The 21,200-nt window shown below is 35.0% G+C and carries 15 protein-coding genes, 1 tRNA gene and 1 pseudogene; 4 read left to right on the plus strand and 13 right to left on the minus strand.

Translation table 11 applies throughout. From position 1 onward, the window contains the following. The 3 genes and pseudogenes from AABL87_RS12395 to lgt all read right to left on the minus strand — a co-directional run. Positions 1–685 (minus strand): annotated as a pseudogene (locus AABL87_RS12395) (hypothetical protein); the annotation flags it as partial. A 376-nt stretch (positions 686–1,061) separates the two neighbouring features. After that, entirely contained in the window at positions 1,062–1,790 is a 729-nt protein-coding gene (locus AABL87_RS12400; protein WP_341277423.1) for a GNAT family N-acetyltransferase, read from the minus strand. Positions 1,791–1,814: 24 nt separating this feature from the next. Continuing rightward, positions 1,815–2,675 carry a prolipoprotein diacylglyceryl transferase gene (gene lgt / locus AABL87_RS12405; protein ID WP_341277424.1) on the minus strand — a complete coding sequence of 287 codons (861 nt, stop codon included), beginning with the start codon at positions 2,673–2,675 and terminating at the stop codon, positions 1,815–1,817. A 135-nt stretch (positions 2,676–2,810) separates the two neighbouring features. Here lgt and AABL87_RS12410 point away from each other — a divergent pair, with 135 nt between their 5' ends. The 3 genes from AABL87_RS12410 (at position 2,811) to AABL87_RS12420 (ending at position 5,465) form a co-directional block, all read left to right on the plus strand. Next, complete coding sequence (locus AABL87_RS12410; RefSeq protein ID WP_341277425.1) at positions 2,811–3,053, plus strand: hypothetical protein; 243 nt, start codon at positions 2,811–2,813, stop codon at positions 3,051–3,053. Between the two features lie 407 nt (positions 3,054–3,460). Continuing rightward, a complete protein-coding gene (locus AABL87_RS12415; protein ID WP_006264278.1) occupies positions 3,461–4,018 on the plus strand; it encodes a hypothetical protein in 558 nt (185 codons plus the stop codon). Positions 4,019–4,154: 136 nt separating this feature from the next. After that, positions 4,155–5,465: a DEAD/DEAH box helicase gene (locus AABL87_RS12420; protein ID WP_039328018.1), complete on the plus strand. Its 1,311-nt coding sequence runs from the start codon at positions 4,155–4,157 to the stop codon at positions 5,463–5,465. 55 nt (positions 5,466–5,520) lie between these two features. Here the strand turns inward: AABL87_RS12420 and AABL87_RS12425 are convergent, their stop codons facing one another. Together AABL87_RS12425 and dinB are read right to left on the minus strand one after the other, a co-directional pair. Next, a complete protein-coding gene (locus AABL87_RS12425) occupies positions 5,521–8,577 on the minus strand; it encodes a DNA polymerase III subunit alpha (protein WP_341277426.1) in 3,057 nt (1,018 codons plus the stop codon). 179 nt (positions 8,578–8,756) lie between these two features. Beyond that, positions 8,757–9,914 (minus strand): DNA polymerase IV, encoded by a 1,158-nt coding sequence (dinB, locus tag AABL87_RS12430; RefSeq protein WP_437440461.1) that lies wholly within the window; start codon positions 9,912–9,914, stop codon positions 8,757–8,759. A gap of 84 nt (positions 9,915–9,998) precedes the next feature. Between dinB and AABL87_RS12435 the strand changes: the two genes are divergently transcribed. After that, positions 9,999–10,766 (plus strand): XRE family transcriptional regulator, encoded by a 768-nt coding sequence (locus AABL87_RS12435; RefSeq protein WP_006258618.1) that lies wholly within the window; start codon positions 9,999–10,001, stop codon positions 10,764–10,766. Between the two features lie 265 nt (positions 10,767–11,031). On the opposite strand, the gene AABL87_RS12440 is transcribed toward AABL87_RS12435, so the two are convergent. The 8 genes from AABL87_RS12440 to AABL87_RS12475 form a co-directional block, all read right to left on the minus strand. Then, entirely contained in the window at positions 11,032–12,099 is a 1,068-nt protein-coding gene (locus AABL87_RS12440; RefSeq protein ID WP_006258620.1) for a 2,3-butanediol dehydrogenase, read from the minus strand. A gap of 628 nt (positions 12,100–12,727) precedes the next feature. Continuing rightward, on the minus strand, positions 12,728–13,705 hold the full coding sequence (locus AABL87_RS12445; RefSeq protein WP_006264283.1) for a DNA cytosine methyltransferase: 978 nt from the start codon (positions 13,703–13,705) through the stop codon (positions 12,728–12,730). Continuing rightward, the gene (locus tag AABL87_RS12450; RefSeq protein WP_006265859.1) at positions 13,705–14,778 is read right to left on the minus strand and encodes a HindVP family restriction endonuclease; all 1,074 of its coding nucleotides are present in this window, start codon (positions 14,776–14,778) and stop codon (positions 13,705–13,707) included. Before AABL87_RS12450 ends, AABL87_RS12445 begins: the two co-directional genes overlap by 1 nt. 311 nt (positions 14,779–15,089) lie before the next feature. Continuing rightward, positions 15,090–15,174, minus strand: a tRNA-Ser gene (locus AABL87_RS12455). 207 nt (positions 15,175–15,381) lie between these two features. Next, on the minus strand, positions 15,382–16,515 hold the full coding sequence (ribB, locus tag AABL87_RS12460; protein ID WP_006264300.1) for a 3,4-dihydroxy-2-butanone-4-phosphate synthase: 1,134 nt from the start codon (positions 16,513–16,515) through the stop codon (positions 15,382–15,384). A 25-nt stretch (positions 16,516–16,540) separates the two neighbouring features. Next, positions 16,541–18,001 (minus strand): LptF/LptG family permease, encoded by a 1,461-nt coding sequence (locus AABL87_RS12465; RefSeq protein WP_006258622.1) that lies wholly within the window; start codon positions 17,999–18,001, stop codon positions 16,541–16,543. 8 nt (positions 18,002–18,009) lie between these two features. Beyond that, entirely contained in the window at positions 18,010–18,648 is a 639-nt protein-coding gene (locus AABL87_RS12470) for a LolA family protein (protein ID WP_006258623.1), read from the minus strand. Positions 18,649–18,657: 9 nt separating this feature from the next. Next, on the minus strand, positions 18,658–21,168 hold the full coding sequence (locus AABL87_RS12475; RefSeq protein WP_006265863.1) for a DNA translocase FtsK: 2,511 nt from the start codon (positions 21,166–21,168) through the stop codon (positions 18,658–18,660). Positions 21,169–21,200: the final 32 nt, after the last annotated feature.

A 21,200-nucleotide genomic window follows, 5' to 3' on the forward strand; every position in this document is an offset into this window, starting at 1 on the left:
CTTTATCTGTTGCAGGATTTGCTTTAGCTACTTCTACTCCTTTAATCTTATCTACACTTGTACTATCCGCCTTTCCTGACACATCTCCTCCTAAAGTGATACCTGAAGGGTCAGCATTAACTGTATATGTAATTTGTCCATTTACTGGAGGTGCCTCATCAACTTTAATTCCTGTTCCTCCTTCAACCTTAACTTTAGTTGCTGCACTAGTAACTAAGTCTTTAATCCAAGTCTCAAAATTTGTACTTGATTGTAATTCTTTAGATATTTTTATTTCAGTATCTTTTCCATCCTCTGCTTTATACACTAAAACAGTTTCTCCTGCCTCTTGTTTAACGGATAATTTTGTTAATGTTTCAGATAAATGCTCACTCGATTTAGACATCAAAGCTCTCCAAAGTGTTCCATCCCAAAAATAGAATCCAGATTTCAATACATCTGTTGGAAGTTTTGCCTTGTGGTACACTAATAAACTCTCAGGATATATCCCCCCTTTAATAGTAGTAATATCTTTCTCACCTGTTAAAAAAACACGTGGGATTAAAACACCTTTAGTATCTGATCCTACATCTAACACTGCTGTCCCATCAGGTATAATTGATTTACCAATACCAATACCATCTTGAGCTTGCATCGTACTCAGTGCCATAAATGCTACACCAGCAAATAGTAATTTCTTTTTCATAGTATTCTTTTTATTTCACAATATTTTCACAAACAAAAACAGTTAAAAACAATCCATAACAACTACAAATTATCTTAACACAAAACAAAACTAATAAAAATATTAACATATTTAACAATAAAAGACAAAATAATTAATACCTTATAATCCTTTACACTAAAAAAACACGCCTACATTCTACTTAAAACCAAAAATTATCTCAGTAATCAAAAAAGAACTATTGCTTTAATGCAATAAAATACCAGATATTCCTAATAATAAATAAATTACTTCCTCCTACTAAAAAAAACAACTAATCTAAATCACTATCCCACAAAAAAAATCCCTCAGTAACACACGCTACTGAGGGATTCTTATTCTCCTATATATTTTCTACTTATTCTTCATCTGCGACTATGGCTTCCCATTGTCCGAATAGGGTGAAACCTACTGCCTTAGCTAAAGCTATAGAAGTATCATTATCTGTCTGGCATCTATACTGAGGTACATGCCCTCTATCGATCACCTCTAGACAAATAACCTGAACTAAACGTGTCGCGATCCCCCTACCTCTATAAGCATCATCCGTTATCACTCCTATATCTGCTAGCTTAGTTTCTTCCCATGGATACACACTCACAGCGCCTACTAGCCGATCTCCATCAAAGGCGCCATATACGATCCAATGCTTTAAAGAAACATAAGCTCCATCGAGATCTTCTTCTGAGCACACAGATTCGAATTGTCTAAACGCCTCTTTATCCGTTTCTATAGACAAGGCTCTGATCACTATACCATCTGGGATATCACTAAGCTGAGAGACTCTATTATCTAATAGATAATAAATATAATCTGGTGAGTGCAATTCTAACTTACAGGTAGAGATAGCCTTTCTAAGAGTATGGATAGAGTACTCCTCTAATTCTCTTAGCTTTAATGCTTCTGCTACCATCGGGGTGACTACAGCCATGGTATGCTTATTCGTCATTTCTAAAATCATGACTTTATACAGCTCATCTAAGGCTGGATTAGACACTAATGTAAACACCTCATCTAGATGAATAATACTTCCCTGTACCATCTGAGATCTCCAGTAAGTATGTACTTCTTCTACAAATTCGCCCATGATCTATATACTTCTTATTCCTTATTATTTTATCGTTGTCCCTATCAGAGCACGAGCGTCATAATGACTTATCCCTCTCAGCTTATCCTGAAACACTAACATCAATACTCCTATTAATATAAACGGAACACTTAACCACTGCCCCATATTCAACATCATATCTTGTTCGAAGGCTACCTGATTCTCTTTAAAGAACTCTAACACAAATCTAGTCAGGAACATCAGAATTAAAAAATAAGAAAAGATCACTCCATTATTCCTTACCTTCTGACTGCGGTATAAAAACCACAAGATCACTCCTGTCACTATATACCCAAAGGCTTCGTATAGCTGAGTAGGGTGGCGTGGAATCATATCATCATGAGCAAAGATAACTCCCCAGCTCCCACTCGTCGGCTTGCCATAGATCTCTGAATTCATAAAGTTTCCAAAGCGAATAAATGCTCCTGCTATCGGTACTCCTAAGGCTATTCTATCCAAAATCCAGAATGCTCCTATCTTATACTTACGACAGTATAAATAGATTGCTAGCAGTACTCCGATAGCTCCTCCATGACTGGCTAACCCCATAAACCCTACATACTCATACACTCCATCGACCTTAGCGAAAGGGATAATGATCTCTAAGGGGTGCTGCATATAGTAGTCAAACTCATAAAATAAACAGTGTCCTAATCTAGCTCCTAATACTGTCCCTACGATAATATATAGTAACAGCTTGTCTAAATACGCCTGTGGGATGCGCTCTTTCTGAAAGACATAACTCACTATCTTATATCCTAAGATAATCCCCAAGGCAAAAAGAACTCCATAATAACGCACAGGTACAGCACCTATTTTAATCATTTCGGGATTGGCATCCCATAGCACAGCAGCTAAACTCATCTACTTAGTTTAATTATTAACAAGGGTACAAAGTACTGCATTTATAATAACCTATAGATATAATATTTTGTTATTTTGTTACAGCACATTATAATTCACTGTACTCCTTTATACATCTACTAACAGGAAACATCTATGGTACCTAAAACCTCCTCACCCTACGAGTCTCCATACTATAAAAGAGAATTACAGCACTGCAGATACCTTATTAGTATCATCATAGGAGTAGATATCATCCCACCATCTCAGATTACCTTTATAGCTGATACAGTGATACTTTCTAAGATAGAAGAATACTATACTTATTTAATGAGAATATATCATCTTATTTATGACCTCCGTGCGATTAAAAAAACTGTATACATTAGCCCATCTTGATACTATCTTAGACTGATATTATGAATATACGAAACAAAAAACAAAACACTCAGCTTGCACTTCTTAGGGGATTCCTAGGAGATTTCTAGAGCTTTTCTTGCCCAGGAGGTGTCTTTGTCAAAGAAAGGTGCAAGAAACCCTCAAGCAATCACCTAGCAAATCAATACAAAACTAGCCTTAGTTTATGAATAAAGACAGATAAGAAATAGGTCTTTTACGTACTTTTTTTAATCATGATATTTGAATATTCTATTATTCAAATATTTGTATTACTTTTTTTATTTTATTGCTTATATAATTACAACATTTTATTATTATTCGGACTCATATTTATGTTTCCATCTTAAAACCAGCTTGTTTTTTTCTATATATTTGGATATTATAATGTAAGTAATCTAAAGATTATTATGAGAAATATTTTTTGCTTATTGCTAGTTCTATTTTCTACACTTTGTTTTGGACAGAAGTCTGTGGATGTTATGATTATTAGAAATAATAATGACACTATTTATTCACTACTTAGGATAGAAAGAAATCTGTTTGATAGAAAGTTAATCGATGAAGCATCTTTTTATAGGAGATTAGTTCTTTTAGATAGCAATGGGAAAAAAACAGTCAAATTAAAAGCTAGTGATGTAAAGAAATTACAGTTTATTGATTTAAAAGGAGTGGAAAAAATTTATGTGAATGGTGGAGATGTTTTACAACGCCTTGTATTTGATGGAAAAAAAATAAAATGGTATAAATTTCTTAGCCAACATATGATGGATAGATCTATTCAATATTTTGATTATTTAGTTGATCAAGATAATAAGAGATATAATATGGGTCTTTTTAATAGTAAAAGAAAAAAACTTCTTGAGGCTACTGCTTCTAAACCAGAGCTAATCGATCGAATAGAAAATTCAAGTTTAAATGATGCTGAAATACTTGGGATTTTAAGCGATTTTGAAAACTTAGATTAATTTTATAATAGAGTTTAATTATTCTTTTTTTAATATCGCTTATAGAGTTATTGACAGTATTACGCTTCTACTTTTATTAGATAAAATTAAATAACTAGAGAATAATAAAGTGAATTAGAAAAACTACCTTTGCTCCATGAATAAAGCAGAGATACTTAAAAACTTAAATATTGAGGCATTAAATGAAATGCAAACCAAAGCATTTAGTGCAGCTCAGAAGAACCCAAATATTATCCTTCTTTCCCCTACAGGATCAGGTAAGACAGTTGCATTCTTAATGCCTTTGTTAGAACGATTAGACCCTGCTATCAGAGGAGTACAGGCAGTTATACTAGTGCCGACTAGAGAACTTGCTCTACAGATAGAGACTGTATTTAAGAAGATGGGAACACCTTTTAAGATTAACTCTTGTTATGGAGGGCATTCTACTAAAACAGAAATAAAGAATTTCAGCACACCACCAGCAGTATTAGTAGGTACACCAGGTCGAGTGGCTTTTCACGTAGAGGAGTTTTCTTTTAACACAGAGACCGTGACTAGCTATGTAGTAGATGAGTTCGATAAAGCTCTAGAGATGGGCTTCCAGACTGATATGGATTATATCATCAATTCGTTTGATAATATCTCTTTCAGAATGCTTACATCAGCTACTGCTTTGAAGAAGATTCCTGAGTTTACAGGTATAGTAGATCCTGAGCGTATTCATTTCTTAAAGAAAACAGAGGTAATGCCAGACCTAACTTTTAGTCAGGTTATTTCTACTGCAGAAGAGAAGTTAGAGACTGTGATTAAGCTTATTGGTAAGATAGGTAAGGACACTATTCTTATCTTCTGTAATCACCGTGATGCCGTAGCTCGTATTAGTGAGACATTGACTAAAAAAGGAGTTGCTAACAGTGCTTTTCACGGAGGAATGTTACAAGAAGATAGAGAACGTGCTATCATGAAGTTTAGAAATAAGAGTGCACATATCCTTATCGCAACAGACTTAGCTGCTAGAGGACTTGATATTCCTGAGATTGGTCATGTGATTCACTACCAGATACCACAGAAAGAAGATGCTTTTATTCATAGAAATGGACGTACTGCACGTATGAAGGCATCAGGTAAAGCTTATGTGATGATCACCAAAGAGGAAAATATTGAATTCATCAACCCTGATATGCCAATAGAAGACCTTGATGGAAGCTATACTATCGACAATAAAACAGATTTTAAAACAATCTATATCAGTGCTGGTAAAAAAGATAAAGTCAACAAAGGGGATATAGTAGGTTATTTAATCAAGACAGGAGGCTTGACCAAAGAGGATATAGGAGTGATAGATGTACGAGATACGCAGGCTTTCGTAGCAGTGAATACAAAGAAAGTTAAGGCACTACTGACTGCACTAGTAGATACAAGACTTAAAAATAAGAGAGTAAAGATAGAGATAGCTAGAGACTAATTTAGCTAATATATACAATGAAAGCCTTGGTACATATCTTGTATCAAGGCTTTTCTTATTTAAACTTCATTCTATGACGCGGTAGATTGATTTCAGACGCTTTAGGATAAGGCTGACGGTGAGTAAGACTCACATCTTCTTTTACCTTTGATGCTGTAGTCTGATGGTGTTCATCCTCATAGTGATAACGAGGGTCAGTCATAAAAGGCAATCTTGCCATTTTTAGAATCTGTACATTGGGAAAGTGATATTCTACCTCCACCGTTCCTAATAACAAATAACAACCACCCCCTACGAAAGGATACTCCTCTAAACTATCAGGGAAGTGTACAGTGTCAAAATAATGTCCATTTGCGTCTATCCAAGTACCGAAGTACATACTCCCTTTAGAAGTAGGTACATGCTTACGAGCAATTAAGTAACCGAGCATTCTTATTGTTTTCTTATGATGATGTAGTAAGTCACAGACCATTACATCTCCTCTAAACTTCGTTTTTAATAAATCAAAAGGCATACAAGAAATAGGAAAGCCCAACAACTCTAACTCATCAAATGCGTCTTCGTATACAGAGCGCGTTAAGGTCGGAAAAGTGTATTCCTGTATAGGTTCTTGTAATAAAGTAAGTGTAGGAGTTGGCTCCTTTTTACTCAACAGTAGTTTTGCCTGAATCAATAACTCATTCTTTTGTTTGCCAAAGGATTGAAAAGCACCGATGAATATTAACTTCTGTAAAGAGTCCATCGCTATAGAAATACGTTGTATAAAGTCATAGAGAGATTCATATCTACCATTGGCTTTTCTCTCTTTTAAAATAGCTTTAAGCAACTCTATATTTAATCCTTCTATGAGTTTTAACCCTAAGAATAGCTCTTTACCTATTAAAGTAGTCTGCAATTCACTAGCATTAATACAAGGTGGCAATACATGAGCACCTGACATCGCTGCTTCGTGTATATAAACTTCTGTGCGATAGAACCCTCCTTCATTATTGATAACCGCAGTGATAAATTCTAATGGATAGTAAGTTTTAAGATATAGACTTTGATAACTTTCTATGGCATAAGAGGCAGAGTGTGCTTTACAAAAAGAATACCCTGCGAATGACTCTATCTGTCTGTATATTTCTTCACTAAGTGCTCTAGGATGTCCTTTAAGATCACAATGCTCAAAGAACCTGTCTTTCACAGCCTGTAACCCTGCTAGAGAACGGCTTTTGCCACTCATTGCCCTGCGCAGAATATCTCCATCAGCAGCAGGTAGTCCGCCGTAGTGTAACGCTATTTTGATCACATCTTCTTGATAGACCATGATGCCATAGGTTTCGCCTAATTGTTCTTTAAATACAGGATGAAAGTATTCAAATTGATTAGGGTGGTTATGGCGATAGATATATTCTTGCATCATCCCACTCTGTGCTACCCCAGGGCGTATAATAGAAGAAGCTGCTACTAGTATTTTGTAATTATCACATTGCAACCTTCTTAATAATCCACGCATAGCAGGACTTTCTATATAAAAACAGCCAATCGTATTACCTATTTTTAACTGTTGGTTACACAGCTCTTCATCTTTAGATAAAGCAATATTTCGAATATCAACTTCTATTCCTTGATTTTGAAGAATGAGTTCAGTAGCTTCATCTATATGCCCAATGCCTCGTTGGCTAAGGATATCAAATTTATCAAAACCAATATCTTCAGCAGTATGCATATCAAACTGTACCACAGGAAATCCCTTAGGAGGAAAGTCTAATGCAGTATAGCGAGTAATAGGATCCTCCGAAATCAAAATACCACAAGCATGCATTGTACGCTGATTAGGAAAACCTTCTAACAATTGTCCGTATTGATGGATTAGAAGCACGATACTGTTCGTTTCGTGGTCTTCTATAGGATTACGCGTTAGCGTGTCTAATTCGTTCTTAGATAGCCCGTACACCTTTCCTATTTCTCTAATAATAGAACGATATTTAAAAGTAGATACTGCACCACAGAACGCCACGTGCTCTTTTCCATATCGTGTAAAGATGTATTGAAGGATATCATCCCGTTGATTCCAAGACCAATCAATATCAAAATCAGGAGGAGACTTTCTATTCTGATTTAAAAAGCGTTCGAAGTACAAGTCTAGTTCTAAAGGACATACATTAGTAATGCCTAGGCAATAGCCCACTATACTATTGGCACCACTACCCCGTCCGATATGCATATAGCCTTGACTATTGCTATACTGAATAATGTCCCAGGTAATCAGAAAATACCCCTCAAAGTTAAGTTGATCTATTACGCTGAGTTCTTTAGCTAATCTTTCTTGGGCAAGAGTATGATCTTCTCCATATATTTTGACCATCCCTTCATAGGCTAGTTGTTGTAATAAATTCAAGTCACTAACCTTATCTTCAGTATAGTGTTTTTTATTTCTAGGAACTTTAAAAGAAAAAGAATAATTGCACTCACTCATTAGTCTTTGAGTGTTCTCTATCAGCTCAGGATAATCCTTAAACTCTGCTATGATTTGTTCTTCAGATTTAAAACTATCTTGAGGAGAAGCGCAGTCTTTCTCTATTAATTTAGAGAGTAGAGTATTCTTATCTATTGCACGTAGAATACAGTGTAGTTTATATTCTTCTTCATTCAAATGATTGACTGTATGCAGGACAACTAGCTTATCCATTAATGATCTCCACTTCTCTGCATAGAGTAGAGAAAGTTGATTATTTTGTACTCCAATATATTCCCACTCTTTTAGAGTAGGAACCACAGTTGAGAATGGATAAATCACAAAACAGTTTTGAAAGTCTGGAGCAGTAGAAGATACTGTAATAATCTCTTCATTTATATCCGTCAAGAACTGACCTATTTCACTAAAGCCTTCTTCATTTTTAGCAATGAGAATATAGTGTAATTTATCCTCAGTTCTGATTTCAGTACCTATTATTGGTTTGATAGCGGTCTCTTTACAAGCTGTAATAAACTCATATACACCACTTAGATTATTGATATCAGTCAGCGCCATTGTACTAATATGATATTGTTTACCTAATTCTACAAGACGCTGTATAGGAATAGTCCCATAGCGCAAGCTATAATATGAATGACAGTTTAAGAGCATTTTTGTTTTTTTGTGATTTTGGGATGTTGTGATATCGTGAAACCGTTTAGTCTATCATATCATCTAAATACATTATAGCGAAGCCAACATTCCTAATTCTTAATTCTACTAAAGGAGGTGTCATATAAGTACATATGCCCGTAGGGCAAGACTGTAAACCGTTAACTGTAAACTAATCTTCACTCTTTCTTCATTTTCAAAAAAGCCCCAGAACACCTTGCTACAGCATCTACACCATAGCGTTTCTTCATTTTATCCATTGCCTGATAGAGCGCCATCATCTCTTCTGTATCTTCGAATAAGTTCATTTGGTATGTTCCTCGTACCAGCCCACTAAACTGAACACCTATAAGGCGAAGACGCATTCTTCTTTGGAATACTTTATCAAATAACTCATGGACTAATTTAATAAGCGTATGATCTGCTGATGTATAAGCTATCCGAGTTTGTTTGGTCTCTGTATCAAAGTTCGTATAGCGTATTTTCACAGTAATGATAGAAGTAAGCCATTCTTCGGAACGCAGTTGATAAGCCAGTTTCTCCACCATACCTGTAAAGATAGATTTGAGCATAGGGATGTCTATGGTATCTTGGTCAAAAGTGTGTTCGGACGAAATAGACTTTCGCTCTCTATAGGGCTCTACAGGTGTGAGGTCAATGCCATTAGCTTTTTTCCATAAGTCTATACCATTTTTACCCAATAACTTTTGGAGTATTTGATGTGGCATTTCAGATAGCGTCTGTATATTCCGAATACCAATGCGAGAGAGTAGCGTATAACTAACTTCTCCTAACATAGGGATTTTGCGGATAGACAGTGGATTGAGGAAGGGCTGTACTTCAGGTGTTGTAATATTGAGAGCTCCTTTAGGCTTAGCCTCTCCTGTCCCTATTTTAGAGACTGTTTTATTAATAGATAAAGCATAACTTAAGGGTAATCCAGATTCGTGTTGTATCGTTTGCGTCAATTCTTTGATCCAAAGTGCTGATCCAAAGAATTTGTCCATTCCTGTTAGATCTAAGTAAAACTCATCTATACTCGCCTTTTCCATAACGGGAGCTTTCTCTGTAATAATATCCGTAACGAGATGAGACATCTTAGAGTATAACTGCATATCTCCTTTTCGGACGATGGCTTGTGGACATAAACGAGTAGCCATACGAATAGGCATGGCAGACCTCACCCCGAATTGCCTTGCTTCATATGAACAACTAGAGACGACTCCGCGATCTCCTCCACCGATAATGATAGGTAGCCCATTTAGAGAAGAATCTACTAAACGCTCACAAGACACAAAGAAAGTGTCTAAATCTAAATGTGCAATCGCCCTTTCCATAATAGAAATAATTAAAAAATCTTGTACGAAATTACTATCTATATTAGCAATAATACGTATATTTGATGCTATAAATAATAGCAAATGTCGTTTTTATCAGATAATATAAGGTATCTACGTGCTCAGAAGATCATGTCTCAGCAGAAAGTAGCAGATGAGTTAATGATAACTCGTGCACGTTATTCAAAGTATGAAGAAGGAGCCTCTGAGCCACCTTTAGAAGTATTATTGCGTATTTCTCGTTTCTTTCATGTCAGTGTGGACTTGATGATTTCTGTTGATTTGCGCAAAGTTCCCATGCAAGATTTACTAAAGCTTGAGGACAACCGTATTCTATTGCCTATTATGGTAGATCCTCATGGCAATAACTTTATTGAGATTATTCCTCATAAAGCGAGAGCAGGATATTTGACAGGGTATGCAGATCCAGAGTTTATTCAGAACCTAGACCAGATCTCTCTTCCATTCCTAAAAGAAGGGAAGTATAGAGCCTTTCCTATAGAAGGGGATTCTATGCCTCCACATCAGGAAGGTTCTTTTATCATCGGTAGTTATATCGAGCGTCTAGATTATATCCGAAACGGACATACATATATCATCATTACAGCAAATGAAGGGGTGGTTTATAAACGTGTATATCGCATAGATGATGAGACGTTAGAACTACACTCAGACAATACCTTTTACGAGCCTTATCGCATTAAAGCGTATGATGTATTAGAAATATGGGAATATGCGAGTAGTATCGCTACAGAAGAGTTTAAACCAGAAGACCTAGGAGAACCAGATACTAAGGCAATGTTCCAAGAAATTAGACATATGCTAGGAGAAGTGATTAAGAAAGTGAAATAAGCCACTAAGAAATTACGAATTTTGAATTACGAATTACGAGGCTTGCCTTTTAGGCATTAATAAAAGAATTAAAAATGTTGCTTGCAACACTCATTAATTAGGAATTGAGAATTAGGAATTTATGACTTCAGCATAGGTATGTATATCTGGCAGATAAAATCATAAGTGTTAAACCCATCAAAAAAGCCATTACTTGTTTTTAAGTAATGGCTTTTGTATTTATTAATAGAATCCTAATTCCTAATTTATAACTCCTAATTAAAAGTTATGCTCTATTGATATCAATAAGGATTTTAACTTGTTCTGGATTGCTTACTAAGGCTTCAAAACCATTTGTTACAATCTCGTCTAAACCAATTTTATTTGTCACTAATTTTTCTACCTCCATACGACCAGAGTCGATTAAGTTAATTACTTCAGGGAAGATATTTCTATAAGCGATAACCCCTTTTACAGTGATCTCTCTTAATACTTGATCTAAAGCATCGTGTTGAACTGGTTTTCCGAATAAAGCAACTAATACAGCAGTACCTCCATTACGAGTAGAAGCAATACCTGTATTATAAGAAGCTTGTACTCCAGCACAATCTAAGAATACATTAACTCCTAGACCACCAGTCAAGGCTTTAATCTTAGCAGGAAGATCAGCTTCCATAGCATTGAATACATGAGTAGCTCCGATTTCTTTTGCTTTCTCTAAGCGTTTCTCTGCTACATCTGTAACGATCACAGTAGACGCACCAGCTGCTAAAGCTGCTTGAGCACATAGTAACCCGATAGGTCCTGCACCAGATACTAATACTGTCTGTCCTACTTTTAGACCACTCTGTAGTACTGAGTATACAGCTACTGCAGCAGGCTCTACTAAAGCACCTTGTTCAAAAGACATCGTATCAGGAATTTTGTGAATCATATAATCTTCAACCACTACGTATTTTGCAAATCCTCCATTACCTGCTAATCCGATGAAACCTAAGTGTTCTCCTAAGTTGTATTCTCCAGAAGCTACGAATGGACTATCGAAGTTTTTATAGATAGGCTCAATTACTACACGATCCCCTACTTTAATATTTTTTACACCTTCACCTAATTCTTCAACGATACCTGAGAACTCATGTCCTAAAGTAGTTACACCCTGATGACCATTTAATGGATAAGGTTTGTCTAATGGAATTAATTGAGGCCCGTGTACATATTCGTGTAAGTCTGATCCACAGATACCAGCATATTGAACTGCTACTTTTACCTGTCCTTTAGCTGGAGTAGGGATTTCTGTTTGTTCTACTCTAATATCTTTGGCTGCATACCAGCGTGCTGCTTTCATTGTGCTCATAATAATATTCTTTTTTATGTTTCACTCAAATATACTGAGAAAACTAGAGAATATTCGTTTCCCGCGAAGCTTTGGTTGTTAATTATTAATCAATATTGTGTTATCATTTTAAGACTGCAAGTGTTCTAGAATGATAACTTCTAAAATGAAAGAGATAATGTAGTTTGTTAAGTATTTATGTTTAAATTTTAACGTAAAAGAGAGGAGTGTTTTTATAAGAAAACGAGTATTGGAATAAGGTTAGATTGAGATTAAAATGATTGCTTTTAAGGGCTCATAAAGTGGTTAGCTCTAAAGGATTGTTGTACTTGATAGTGCTGAACATTTTTCTAATTTTGACAACAGGTTTTTCGATGTACGTAACGGTTAAGAATACTATAAAAAAGCTAATTTAATCAGTTGTTTATCAAAAATCTTAATACAACTAAATCTTTTAAAAAGTGGAGACAAAAGCTGTAATACTTTAAAATATTAAACAAAGTTATTTCCGTAAAATTTTAGAGCTATGAGGGCTCGAAATTTACAGAATAACTTTGTAGGATTTGTATATAATTTTTAAATATATGGTAATACTTTAAGTATGATGTCAATTTTTAATATAAAAAATAAGTCGAACAACATCATCCCATTATGCTAATACATTGTTATCTCCAATACTGTCTTCATCTTCATAGAAAAGCTCTAACTGTCCAAGTGGAATTTGTTTATTTTGTTGTCTGTCACTAATGTAATCATTAATACAATTAGCCACAAATTCTCCGAGTTTTACAGGTACAGCATTCCCTATTATCTGTTCAAGGTTTGTTTTTGTGCCATTGAAAATAAAACTTTCGGGAAAGGTCTGAATGAGGCTTCTTTCTTTTGTTGTTAAAGGTCTTAAATTCTCAGTGATATCAACTGGGTCACCTTCGTGTTTTGTATAACCTTTTGGAATCGGTCGGTTTACACCACGAATAGTTGGACTTGGTTCATAAATGCTAAAAATACCACGTCTTGCGTAACTTCTTGGATGTCTATAATAATATTCAACACCTAATGAAGTGCCAAAATAATCGAATATAGTTGTTTGTTTTGTCGATTGTTTCTTAATAAAGTATGGGTTTAAGAAATTATCTTGCGAAAATTTATGTCCTATCAAAAAGAAACGTTTTCTTGATTGAGGTACTCCACAATAACTTGCATCTAAAACTTGATAAGATATTCCATAACCTGCTTTTTTAAAAATTTTTAATGCCTCTTTTAGAATGTTACTTTTCGTTATTCTTTCCACATTTTCCATAACAAACCATTCGGGATTTGCTTCTGATATAATATTTGCAAATGATATAGTTAAATCTGCTCTTCCTAATGTTTCATCTCTTTTACCAGCACTTGAAAAATCTTGACAAGGAGGTCCACCTATTATCATTTGAGGTTTAAAACTTTTGACAAATTCAAGCCCTTCATTAGTACCTAAATCAGTATCATAAATAGGATGATCAAAATTATCTCTATATACTTTTACTGCTGGCTCCCATTTATCAAAAGCAGCCAATATTTGAAAACCAGCATTTTGAAACCCAAGAGACATTCCGCCACATCCCGAAAATAAATCTACTATTTCCATTATTTGAATAATTCAGGTGAGTTGTAAATAATTGCGTCAAATCGTCTTTCAGGACTAAGTAAATTTTGTCCGCCACCAAGAATAATTTTTCTGATGTCTTTCTTTTCAATTCTTGGTTTTGTGAGTTCTGCACAAGACATATATTTGTGTGTAACTCTTCCACTTACAGCAAATGCTTTATCATTTTTCGTGTTGTAAGAAAGTTCGTCAATAACTTTATGATGATTAATTTGCCCTTGTCTTGAAAAATCGTAGAGCATTTTAAATAACCAAATAATTGTTCTGATTTGTCTTGTAATTCTATTGTTTACAGAAAGTTCACCTCTAGCAACATCTAAAAACAATTGAGTAAAAGCGAAATTACTCCAAACAAATACATCTAAACAATTATCAGTTAATTTAGGAGATTTTCCATTTGTTTTCCAAATTGGCTGTAGTAAAATTGGTTCTTGTTTATCTAAGACTGAAAGAATAATTTTATCAATGGTAGCTATCATATCACTTATATACGCCCATACAACTGAACCATCTGACCAATCGGAAATATCATCAAAATTTTTTCCGATAAGTTGAGAAAGTACCATTTGTTTATCCTTAAAGTTTATAGCAATACTACAAGCTAAATACACAATAGTATCTGGTCTGATAACAATTTCACAACTATAATATTCTTCGCTTAAATGACAAGTTGAATTATCAGGCAAAGCTGTTAGTTTTACTTCAATTGGCTTTAAACATTGCCCATTGCTTCGTAGTTGAGTAACTAAATCAACTCTTGGTAAAGACCCTATAACCAATTGTTGGTAAGGTGTAAATGGACTTTCAAAAGAAAAAAACAAATCGTCTGATTTGGGATTAACTCCAAAAAGTTCTTCAGCTGATATTTTTTGATGAGTTACTTTGAGGTCTTTGTCAAGACAAATATAAATATTGTCTAAATTTTTTGAAGCAAGAAAATTGGTCAAGCCTGCAGGAAATGAAGAATTAAACTGGTTCTTACCCCAAGTGTCAGCTTGTGTAAAATCCCTATTTGAATGTGTTACTCCAAATAATCCTGGTTTTTGTGTTTGCATAATTCTCTATATCTATATTTACCTTCAAATTTACTAATTTTTCAGCAAGTTAAGTTAGTCTTGTTTGTCATGGTGAAGACCATATAAATTTTCCAACAATATTTTTTTACAAAAAAAAGGGGTAGTTTCATAAAAACCACATCTCAATTGATATTTTCTCAATATTTATTGCTAAAAAAATTAGTTTCTGTAAATTCTACACTTAGTAAGACTATTTTTTTGTGAATGGCGCAATAAAAAACCCAACTTTACATTTTTGGGTGTAAAATTGGGTGTTTATCTTTTAACTGACTAATTATCAGTATTTATTGCGGAGAAAGAGGGATTCGAACCCCCGGACCTGTTACAGTCAACGGTTTTCAAGACCGCCGCATTCGACCACTCTGCCATTTCTCCAGTGGTCTGCATTACTTCTGTATTGCGAGTGCAAATATAGACACTTCCTTCAATTCTGCAAAAAAATATATACTAAAAAACACACTTTTTTTCAGCAATAAAACTAACTCTCTCGGCATGAAATATTTATAAAAATAAAAAAAGGTCTTAATAAGTAAAAAACTTATCAAGACCTTCTTATTCTACCTCTAAAAACTAATTATACTATTAGTAATTGATATATTCAGTGATTTCTAAACCATATCCTGTCATCCCTACTCTTTTGCCTTGAGCAGAATTAGACAACAACTTAATCTTAGAAATATTTAAGTCATGTAATATCTGCGCTCCGATACCGAAGTCTTTTTCATCTCCTGATAACTTAGGTGTATCAAGATCTAGCTTCGCTCCAGAGTTTTTAAGTACAGCTAATCTATTTAAAAGACTTGCATTGTGATCTTCCTGATTAATAAATAAGATCGCTCCTTTATCCCCTTCGTTAATCTTAGCAAACGTATTCTCCATACGAATGCTTAATTTACCACTTAAGGCATCTAAGATATCATTATTACCGATCGTTGAATTAATACGTGTTAAAACAGCCTCATCAGCATTCCAATCCCCTTTAGTCAAAGCGATATGCACTTGTCCATTTGTATTCTGTTGATACGCTCTTAATCTAAAAGTACCATACTTAGTTTCTAACTCGAAGTCTTCTTTCTTTTCGATTAAGCTATCGTGCTTCATACGATAAGCCACAAGAGCTTCAATAGATATAATTTTTAAGTCCCATTTCTTCGCTACATCCATTAACTGTGGTAGTCTAGCCATAGAACCATCTTCATTTAAAATCTCTACTAAGATACCTGCTGGTTTAAACCCTGCCAGTCTTGAGATATCCACTGCAGCTTCAGTATGACCTGTTCTTCTCAGTACACCACCCTCTTTAGCAATCAATGGGAAAATATGTCCTGGACGACCAAGATCTTCTCCTGTAGTCTCTTCTTTTACCAATGATTCTATTGTCTTAGCACGGTCATGTACAGAGATACCTGTCGTACATCCATGTCCTTTTAAGTCTATAGATACTGTAAATGCTGTCTGGTGAAGTACAGTATTATTAGTTACCATCGGATGCAAGTCTAATTCTTGACATCTCTCTTTAGTAAGGGGAGCACAAATAAGTCCACGTCCATGAGTGGCCATAAAATTGATCATCTCTGGAGTAACCATTTCTGCAGCAGCGATAAAATCGCCTTCGTTTTCACGATCCTCATCATCTACCACTATGATTACTTTTCCTGCTTTGATATCTTCAATAGCTTCTTCGATAGTGTTTAATTGAATGTGATTATGTGACATTATAGTTGTATTTTGTTGTTTTGTATTATTTCTTTTTTTGTTGTCTTTTTGATTTTAAAGCAACAAATAAATCTTTAAATGTATCTAACGATAGACTAAAGCTAACATCTCCATTATCCCTTGTAGCCTTATACGTTAAATATATAGCCAATGGAGTAAGAACTAAAGATCCTATCCACCCTCCAAAGAATGGGATAATTCCATCCTCCTGAGCCATCTTTCTTCCAAAAGTATTTATAAAGTGATAAGTAATAAAGATACCTACTGCAAATACAATTGGCAAACCAATCCCCCCTTTTCGAATAATAGCTCCCAATGGTGCTCCAATATAGAACATCAGGAAACACGAAAAGGCAATCACAAACTTCTCGTATAGAGCTAACCAGTGATCATTTATCTTCTTTACTTGATTTAATATAGAAAGGTCATTACTCTCTGTATTAAAGCTAATGTTATTCGTATAATCTATCGCTGACTGTAAGATTCTACTCTGATTATCATAAGAAAAATCCTTTATTAAGTCAGCATCCGCTATTTCTATTTTTGCAATAGTATCATTACTAGAAGGTTGTCGTTCCATAGACAACAGATTTCCTAATCTCAAAGTTAGGTTATCTGTATTAGATGCTTTCTCTACATTCATAGATCGTTGAAGAGAGTCTATCGTATAGTTTAGCTCCTTTATATTCAGCATACCATACGTATTGGTAATCTTATCCTCATCTTTCCCCTCATCTTGAAAACTACTCAAATCAATATTCATCGTATATTTTTCAAAAGAAGTTTTGATAAACGGCTCTTTCTTCTGTTCTTCATAGTTCTTCGCTACTACATCATCATAGTAGTTACCATCGAATAAGTGAAGCTTTAAGATATTAGACGTTTCTTCTGTTTCTAGTTCTCCATTTACTGATCTAATCACCGTCTTATTTTCATATCCAGAACTAGACTTGACATGCATCGTTACATTATCTAAATACTGACCTTTATCTCCAGTCTTATTATCTACCTTAATGTTGACCTGTCCTAAATCATTAAACTGCCCAGCGGCTATTGCCATAGCTGGTTTTGTTTGAATAATTTCTTTTCGAAGATTTAAAAAACGATATTCCGCCTTTGGAATAACATCATTCGCAAACCAAAATGATACTCCTGCTAATATAAATATGAATATAGACAATGGACGCATCGCTCTCTGAAGAGAGATTCCTGATGCCTTCATCGCTGCGAACTCATAGTTCTCTGCAAAGCTACCAAAGGTCATAATAGATGCTAATAGCACTGACAAGGGCAATACCAAGGGTACCATCTTAGGTGAATAGAACAGTAAGAACTGAACAATCACGATCAAATCAAGATCCTTTCCTGCTAATTCTGAGATGAATAACCACACCCCTTGTAGGATAAAAATAAAGTATAAAATAGCGAACACTGTTAGCAGCGTCGATATAAAGCTTTTTAAAATATAACGGTCAAGTAATTTCACTTAAATCTTTAATCTATATTGTTGATGTAATAATTAGGGTACAACGACTGTGTAAAGGTAAAATGATTTTTCGACATTGACTGATTTGTTTTAAAAGAATTAACCGTCAGTGTTGATTTAGAACCGTCTTTATTTACTTGAATCTTGTTATAGATATCTTTCGTTGCCGTATCTATCCCTAGATATACCTCTTTTATAACAGATTTTTTATCCGTAGGTATTAGTTTTATATACTGTACTTTCTTCCCATCTACATTCTGTAGAATATCCCACTGAAATGTATATCCTTGATTAAAGAAAGTCAGCATCTGAGAAGGCAATATTCCATCTGCATTTTTCTCATTAAACTTAGAGACTGTCACCTCTTCATCTTCATCCGAGATAGTATATATCTTCTTGCCATCATATATCTTCTTTATTCCCATAAATGTCAGGTTATAAAGGTCTTTCTTTAGATCCAGATGTCCTTTGCCATCGAAGTCTTTATTAGCCCCTTTTTGATTAAAAGAAAAGTCGATTGAGATATTCTCATACCCATTTATCTTCTTCGTTACTTCTAACAAATAATTCTTAGCTCGTTGACTACTCTGTGCATTTGCTGAAAAAGCAAATAGTACTATTCCTATAAGTGCAATAATCTTTCTCATTCTATTTCTTTAATTGTTGTTTTCTTCATTATCAAAAAACTGATCTAAAGCCATCAAATCTGGTATATTCACTGTACGTGCCTTACTTCCTTCGAAAGGCCCTACAATACCGGCAGCCTCTAACTGATCAATTAATCTACCTGCACGATTATAACCTAGTTTTAACTTTCTTTGTAACAATGAAGCTGACCCTTGCTGTGCTGTAACGATGATAGCTGCAGCGTCTTTAAACAGAGGATCTCTCTCACTAATATCCACATCTAAATTACTAGCTCCCTCCTCACCTACATATTCTGGTAATATATAAGCCTCTGGATAAGCCTTTTGTGCCCCTATGTACTCTGTTAGTTTTTCTACCTCTGGAGTATCTACAAAAGCACACTGTACACGTACCAAATCATTTCCTTGTGTGTACAACATATCCCCTCTACCGATTAACTGATCTGCACCCTGCTGATCTAAGATCGTACGAGAGTCTATTTTAGAAGTAACTCTAAAAGCTACACGTGCTGGGAAGTTCGCTTTAATAATACCAGTAATAACGTTTACAGATGGTCTCTGTGTAGCGATAATTAAGTGAATACCAATAGCACGAGCCAACTGAGCTAAACGTGCGATAGGCGTCTCTACCTCCTTACCTGCTGTCATAATCAAATCTGCAAACTCATCCACTACTAATACGATATAAGGCAAGAAGCGGTGTCCATTCTCAGGATTTAACTTGCGCTGTTTGAATTTCTCGTTGTATTCCTTGATGTTTCTAACCATTGCATCTTTTAGTAGCGTATAACGGTTATCCATCTCTATACACAGAGAATTCAGCGTATTAATAACTTTCGTATTATCTGTTATAATAGCATCTTCCGAATTAGGCAATTTAGCTAAATAATGTCGTTCTATTTTATTAAATAAAGTTAATTCTACTTTCTTTGGGTCAACTAATACGAACTTCACTTCTGCTGGGTGCTTTTTATATAGAAGTGATGTCAATAGAGCGTTCAGTCCTACAGACTTACCTTGTCCTGTAGCCCCTGCCATCAGAAGGTGAGGCATTTTTGCTAAATCTACTACGAAGGTCTCATTCGAAATCGTCTTACCAAGTGCCACTGGTAACTCCATTTCAGCACTTTGAAATTTAGGAGAAGCTATTACACTTCTCATAGATACAATAGAAGGGCTATTATTAGGTACTTCTATACCTATCGTTCCTCTACCTGGTATAGGTGCAATAATACGAATACCTAAGGCAGCTAAAGATAAGGCAATATCATCTTCTAAGTTCTTAATCTTCGAAATACGAATACCTGCCTCTGGTACGATCTCATATAGCGTCACTGTAGGCCCTACAGTCGCCTTAATCTGAGCAATATCGATCTTATAGTTACGCAGTGTATCTACGATTCTATTCTTATTCTCTTCTAACTCTTCTTGATTAATCGTAATTCCTGAACCACTGTATTCTTTCAATAATTCAATAGAAGGAAACTGATAATTAGACAACTCTAATGTAGGGTCAAACTCTCCAAAGTCTTGAACCAATCTAGCCGCTAGATTCTCTTCTAAACTTCCTTCGTCTTTTATTTCTTCAATAACGAAGTCATTAGCACCTGCTTCCTTAGCAGTCACAGATTCTGTCTTCTCTACGTTTGGCTTTGGATTTTTATGATCTAATACTAACTCAGAGCTATGTTCTATCGTCGGTTTGATATTTTTAGGTTCTACTATAGCAGACTTAGGAGACACAGGTTGCTCATAGATACTAAAATCTTCTTCTTTAACAGGTGTTTCTTGCTTAGCAGACGGTGTTTCTACCTCCTTATTCACTACTGCTACAGGCTCTGGATCTCCCTGATTTACTTGTCCATTATTATCGAAGTCAGCAGGAGTCTCTATATGTTTCTTTTTAAACTTCTTAAAGAACGCTGGCAACCCTTCTATTCCTTGACGAATAGAAGTAGGTGATAATTTAAATCTAAACAGTGCAAAAGCAATCGCAAAGAATAACAGTAACAATACCGTACCAGCTGTACCTAGATAATCTACAAAATACAGATTTAACTCATACCCTACTGTTCCTCCTAAAAGAGGATTACTGCTCCAGAAAAAACCTAAGAAAACAGACAGTAATAACATCGAGAACAAGTCCCAGAAAATCACTTTCTTGATTCTTCTAGCTGGTATAGTGAAAAAGGCATAAATACCTGAATGAACTAATAACTTTGCAAAAAAGAAAGACGCTACTCCGAATCCTTGGTATACAAATAGGTGAGCTAGATATGCCCCTAGTTTACCTAACCAGTTAGCCACCTCAGCCTGTCTATCACCTAATAATTCTAAGTTACTCTGATCTTCTATCCCTGTGATTAAATAGGATATAAAACTCAACGTTAGTGCGATACCACTGATGATTAACAGTATAGTGATTAAGAATCGGCTATTGATATGTATCGTTGTATCAAATCGTTTGGCCGTACTCGTTGATTTTGTAGTTTTCTTTTTTGTTGTATTTTCTTTTTCCATTTCCTTTTTTATTGACAATATGGCTATATTGT

Source organism: Myroides sp. C4067 (assembly GCF_038039665.1).
GTDB lineage: Bacteria > Bacteroidota > Bacteroidia > Flavobacteriales > Flavobacteriaceae > Flavobacterium > Flavobacterium odoratimimum.

Bases quoted from the DNA above. Each gene is read 5' to 3' on its own strand.
- AABL87_RS12425 (WP_341277426.1), bottom strand. From the start codon at position 8,577: ATGCTCTTAAACTGTCATTCATATTATAGCTTGCGCTATGGGACTATT.
- lgt (WP_341277424.1), bottom strand. From the start codon at position 2,675: ATGAGTTTAGCTGCTGTGCTATGGGATGCCAATCCCGAAATGATTAAA.
- AABL87_RS12400 (WP_341277423.1), bottom strand. From the start codon at position 1,790: ATGGGCGAATTTGTAGAAGAAGTACATACTTACTGGAGATCTCAGATG.
- AABL87_RS12475 (WP_006265863.1), bottom strand. From the start codon at position 21,168: ATGGAAAAAGAAAATACAACAAAAAAGAAAACTACAAAATCAACGAGT.
- AABL87_RS12445 (WP_006264283.1), bottom strand. From the start codon at position 13,705: ATGGAAATAGTAGATTTATTTTCGGGATGTGGCGGAATGTCTCTTGGG.
- ribB (WP_006264300.1), bottom strand. From the start codon at position 16,515: ATGTCACATAATCACATTCAATTAAACACTATCGAAGAAGCTATTGAA.
- dinB (WP_437440461.1), bottom strand. From the start codon at position 9,914: ATGGAAAGGGCGATTGCACATTTAGATTTAGACACTTTCTTTGTGTCT.
- AABL87_RS12470 (WP_006258623.1), bottom strand. From the start codon at position 18,648: ATGAGAAAGATTATTGCACTTATAGGAATAGTACTATTTGCTTTTTCA.
- AABL87_RS12415 (WP_006264278.1), top strand. From the start codon at position 3,461: ATGAGAAATATTTTTTGCTTATTGCTAGTTCTATTTTCTACACTTTGT.
- AABL87_RS12420 (WP_039328018.1), top strand. From the start codon at position 4,155: ATGAATAAAGCAGAGATACTTAAAAACTTAAATATTGAGGCATTAAAT.
- AABL87_RS12435 (WP_006258618.1), top strand. From the start codon at position 9,999: ATGTCGTTTTTATCAGATAATATAAGGTATCTACGTGCTCAGAAGATC.
- AABL87_RS12450 (WP_006265859.1), bottom strand. From the start codon at position 14,778: ATGCAAACACAAAAACCAGGATTATTTGGAGTAACACATTCAAATAGG.
- AABL87_RS12410 (WP_341277425.1), top strand. From the start codon at position 2,811: ATGGTACCTAAAACCTCCTCACCCTACGAGTCTCCATACTATAAAAGA.
- AABL87_RS12440 (WP_006258620.1), bottom strand. From the start codon at position 12,099: ATGAGCACAATGAAAGCAGCACGCTGGTATGCAGCCAAAGATATTAGA.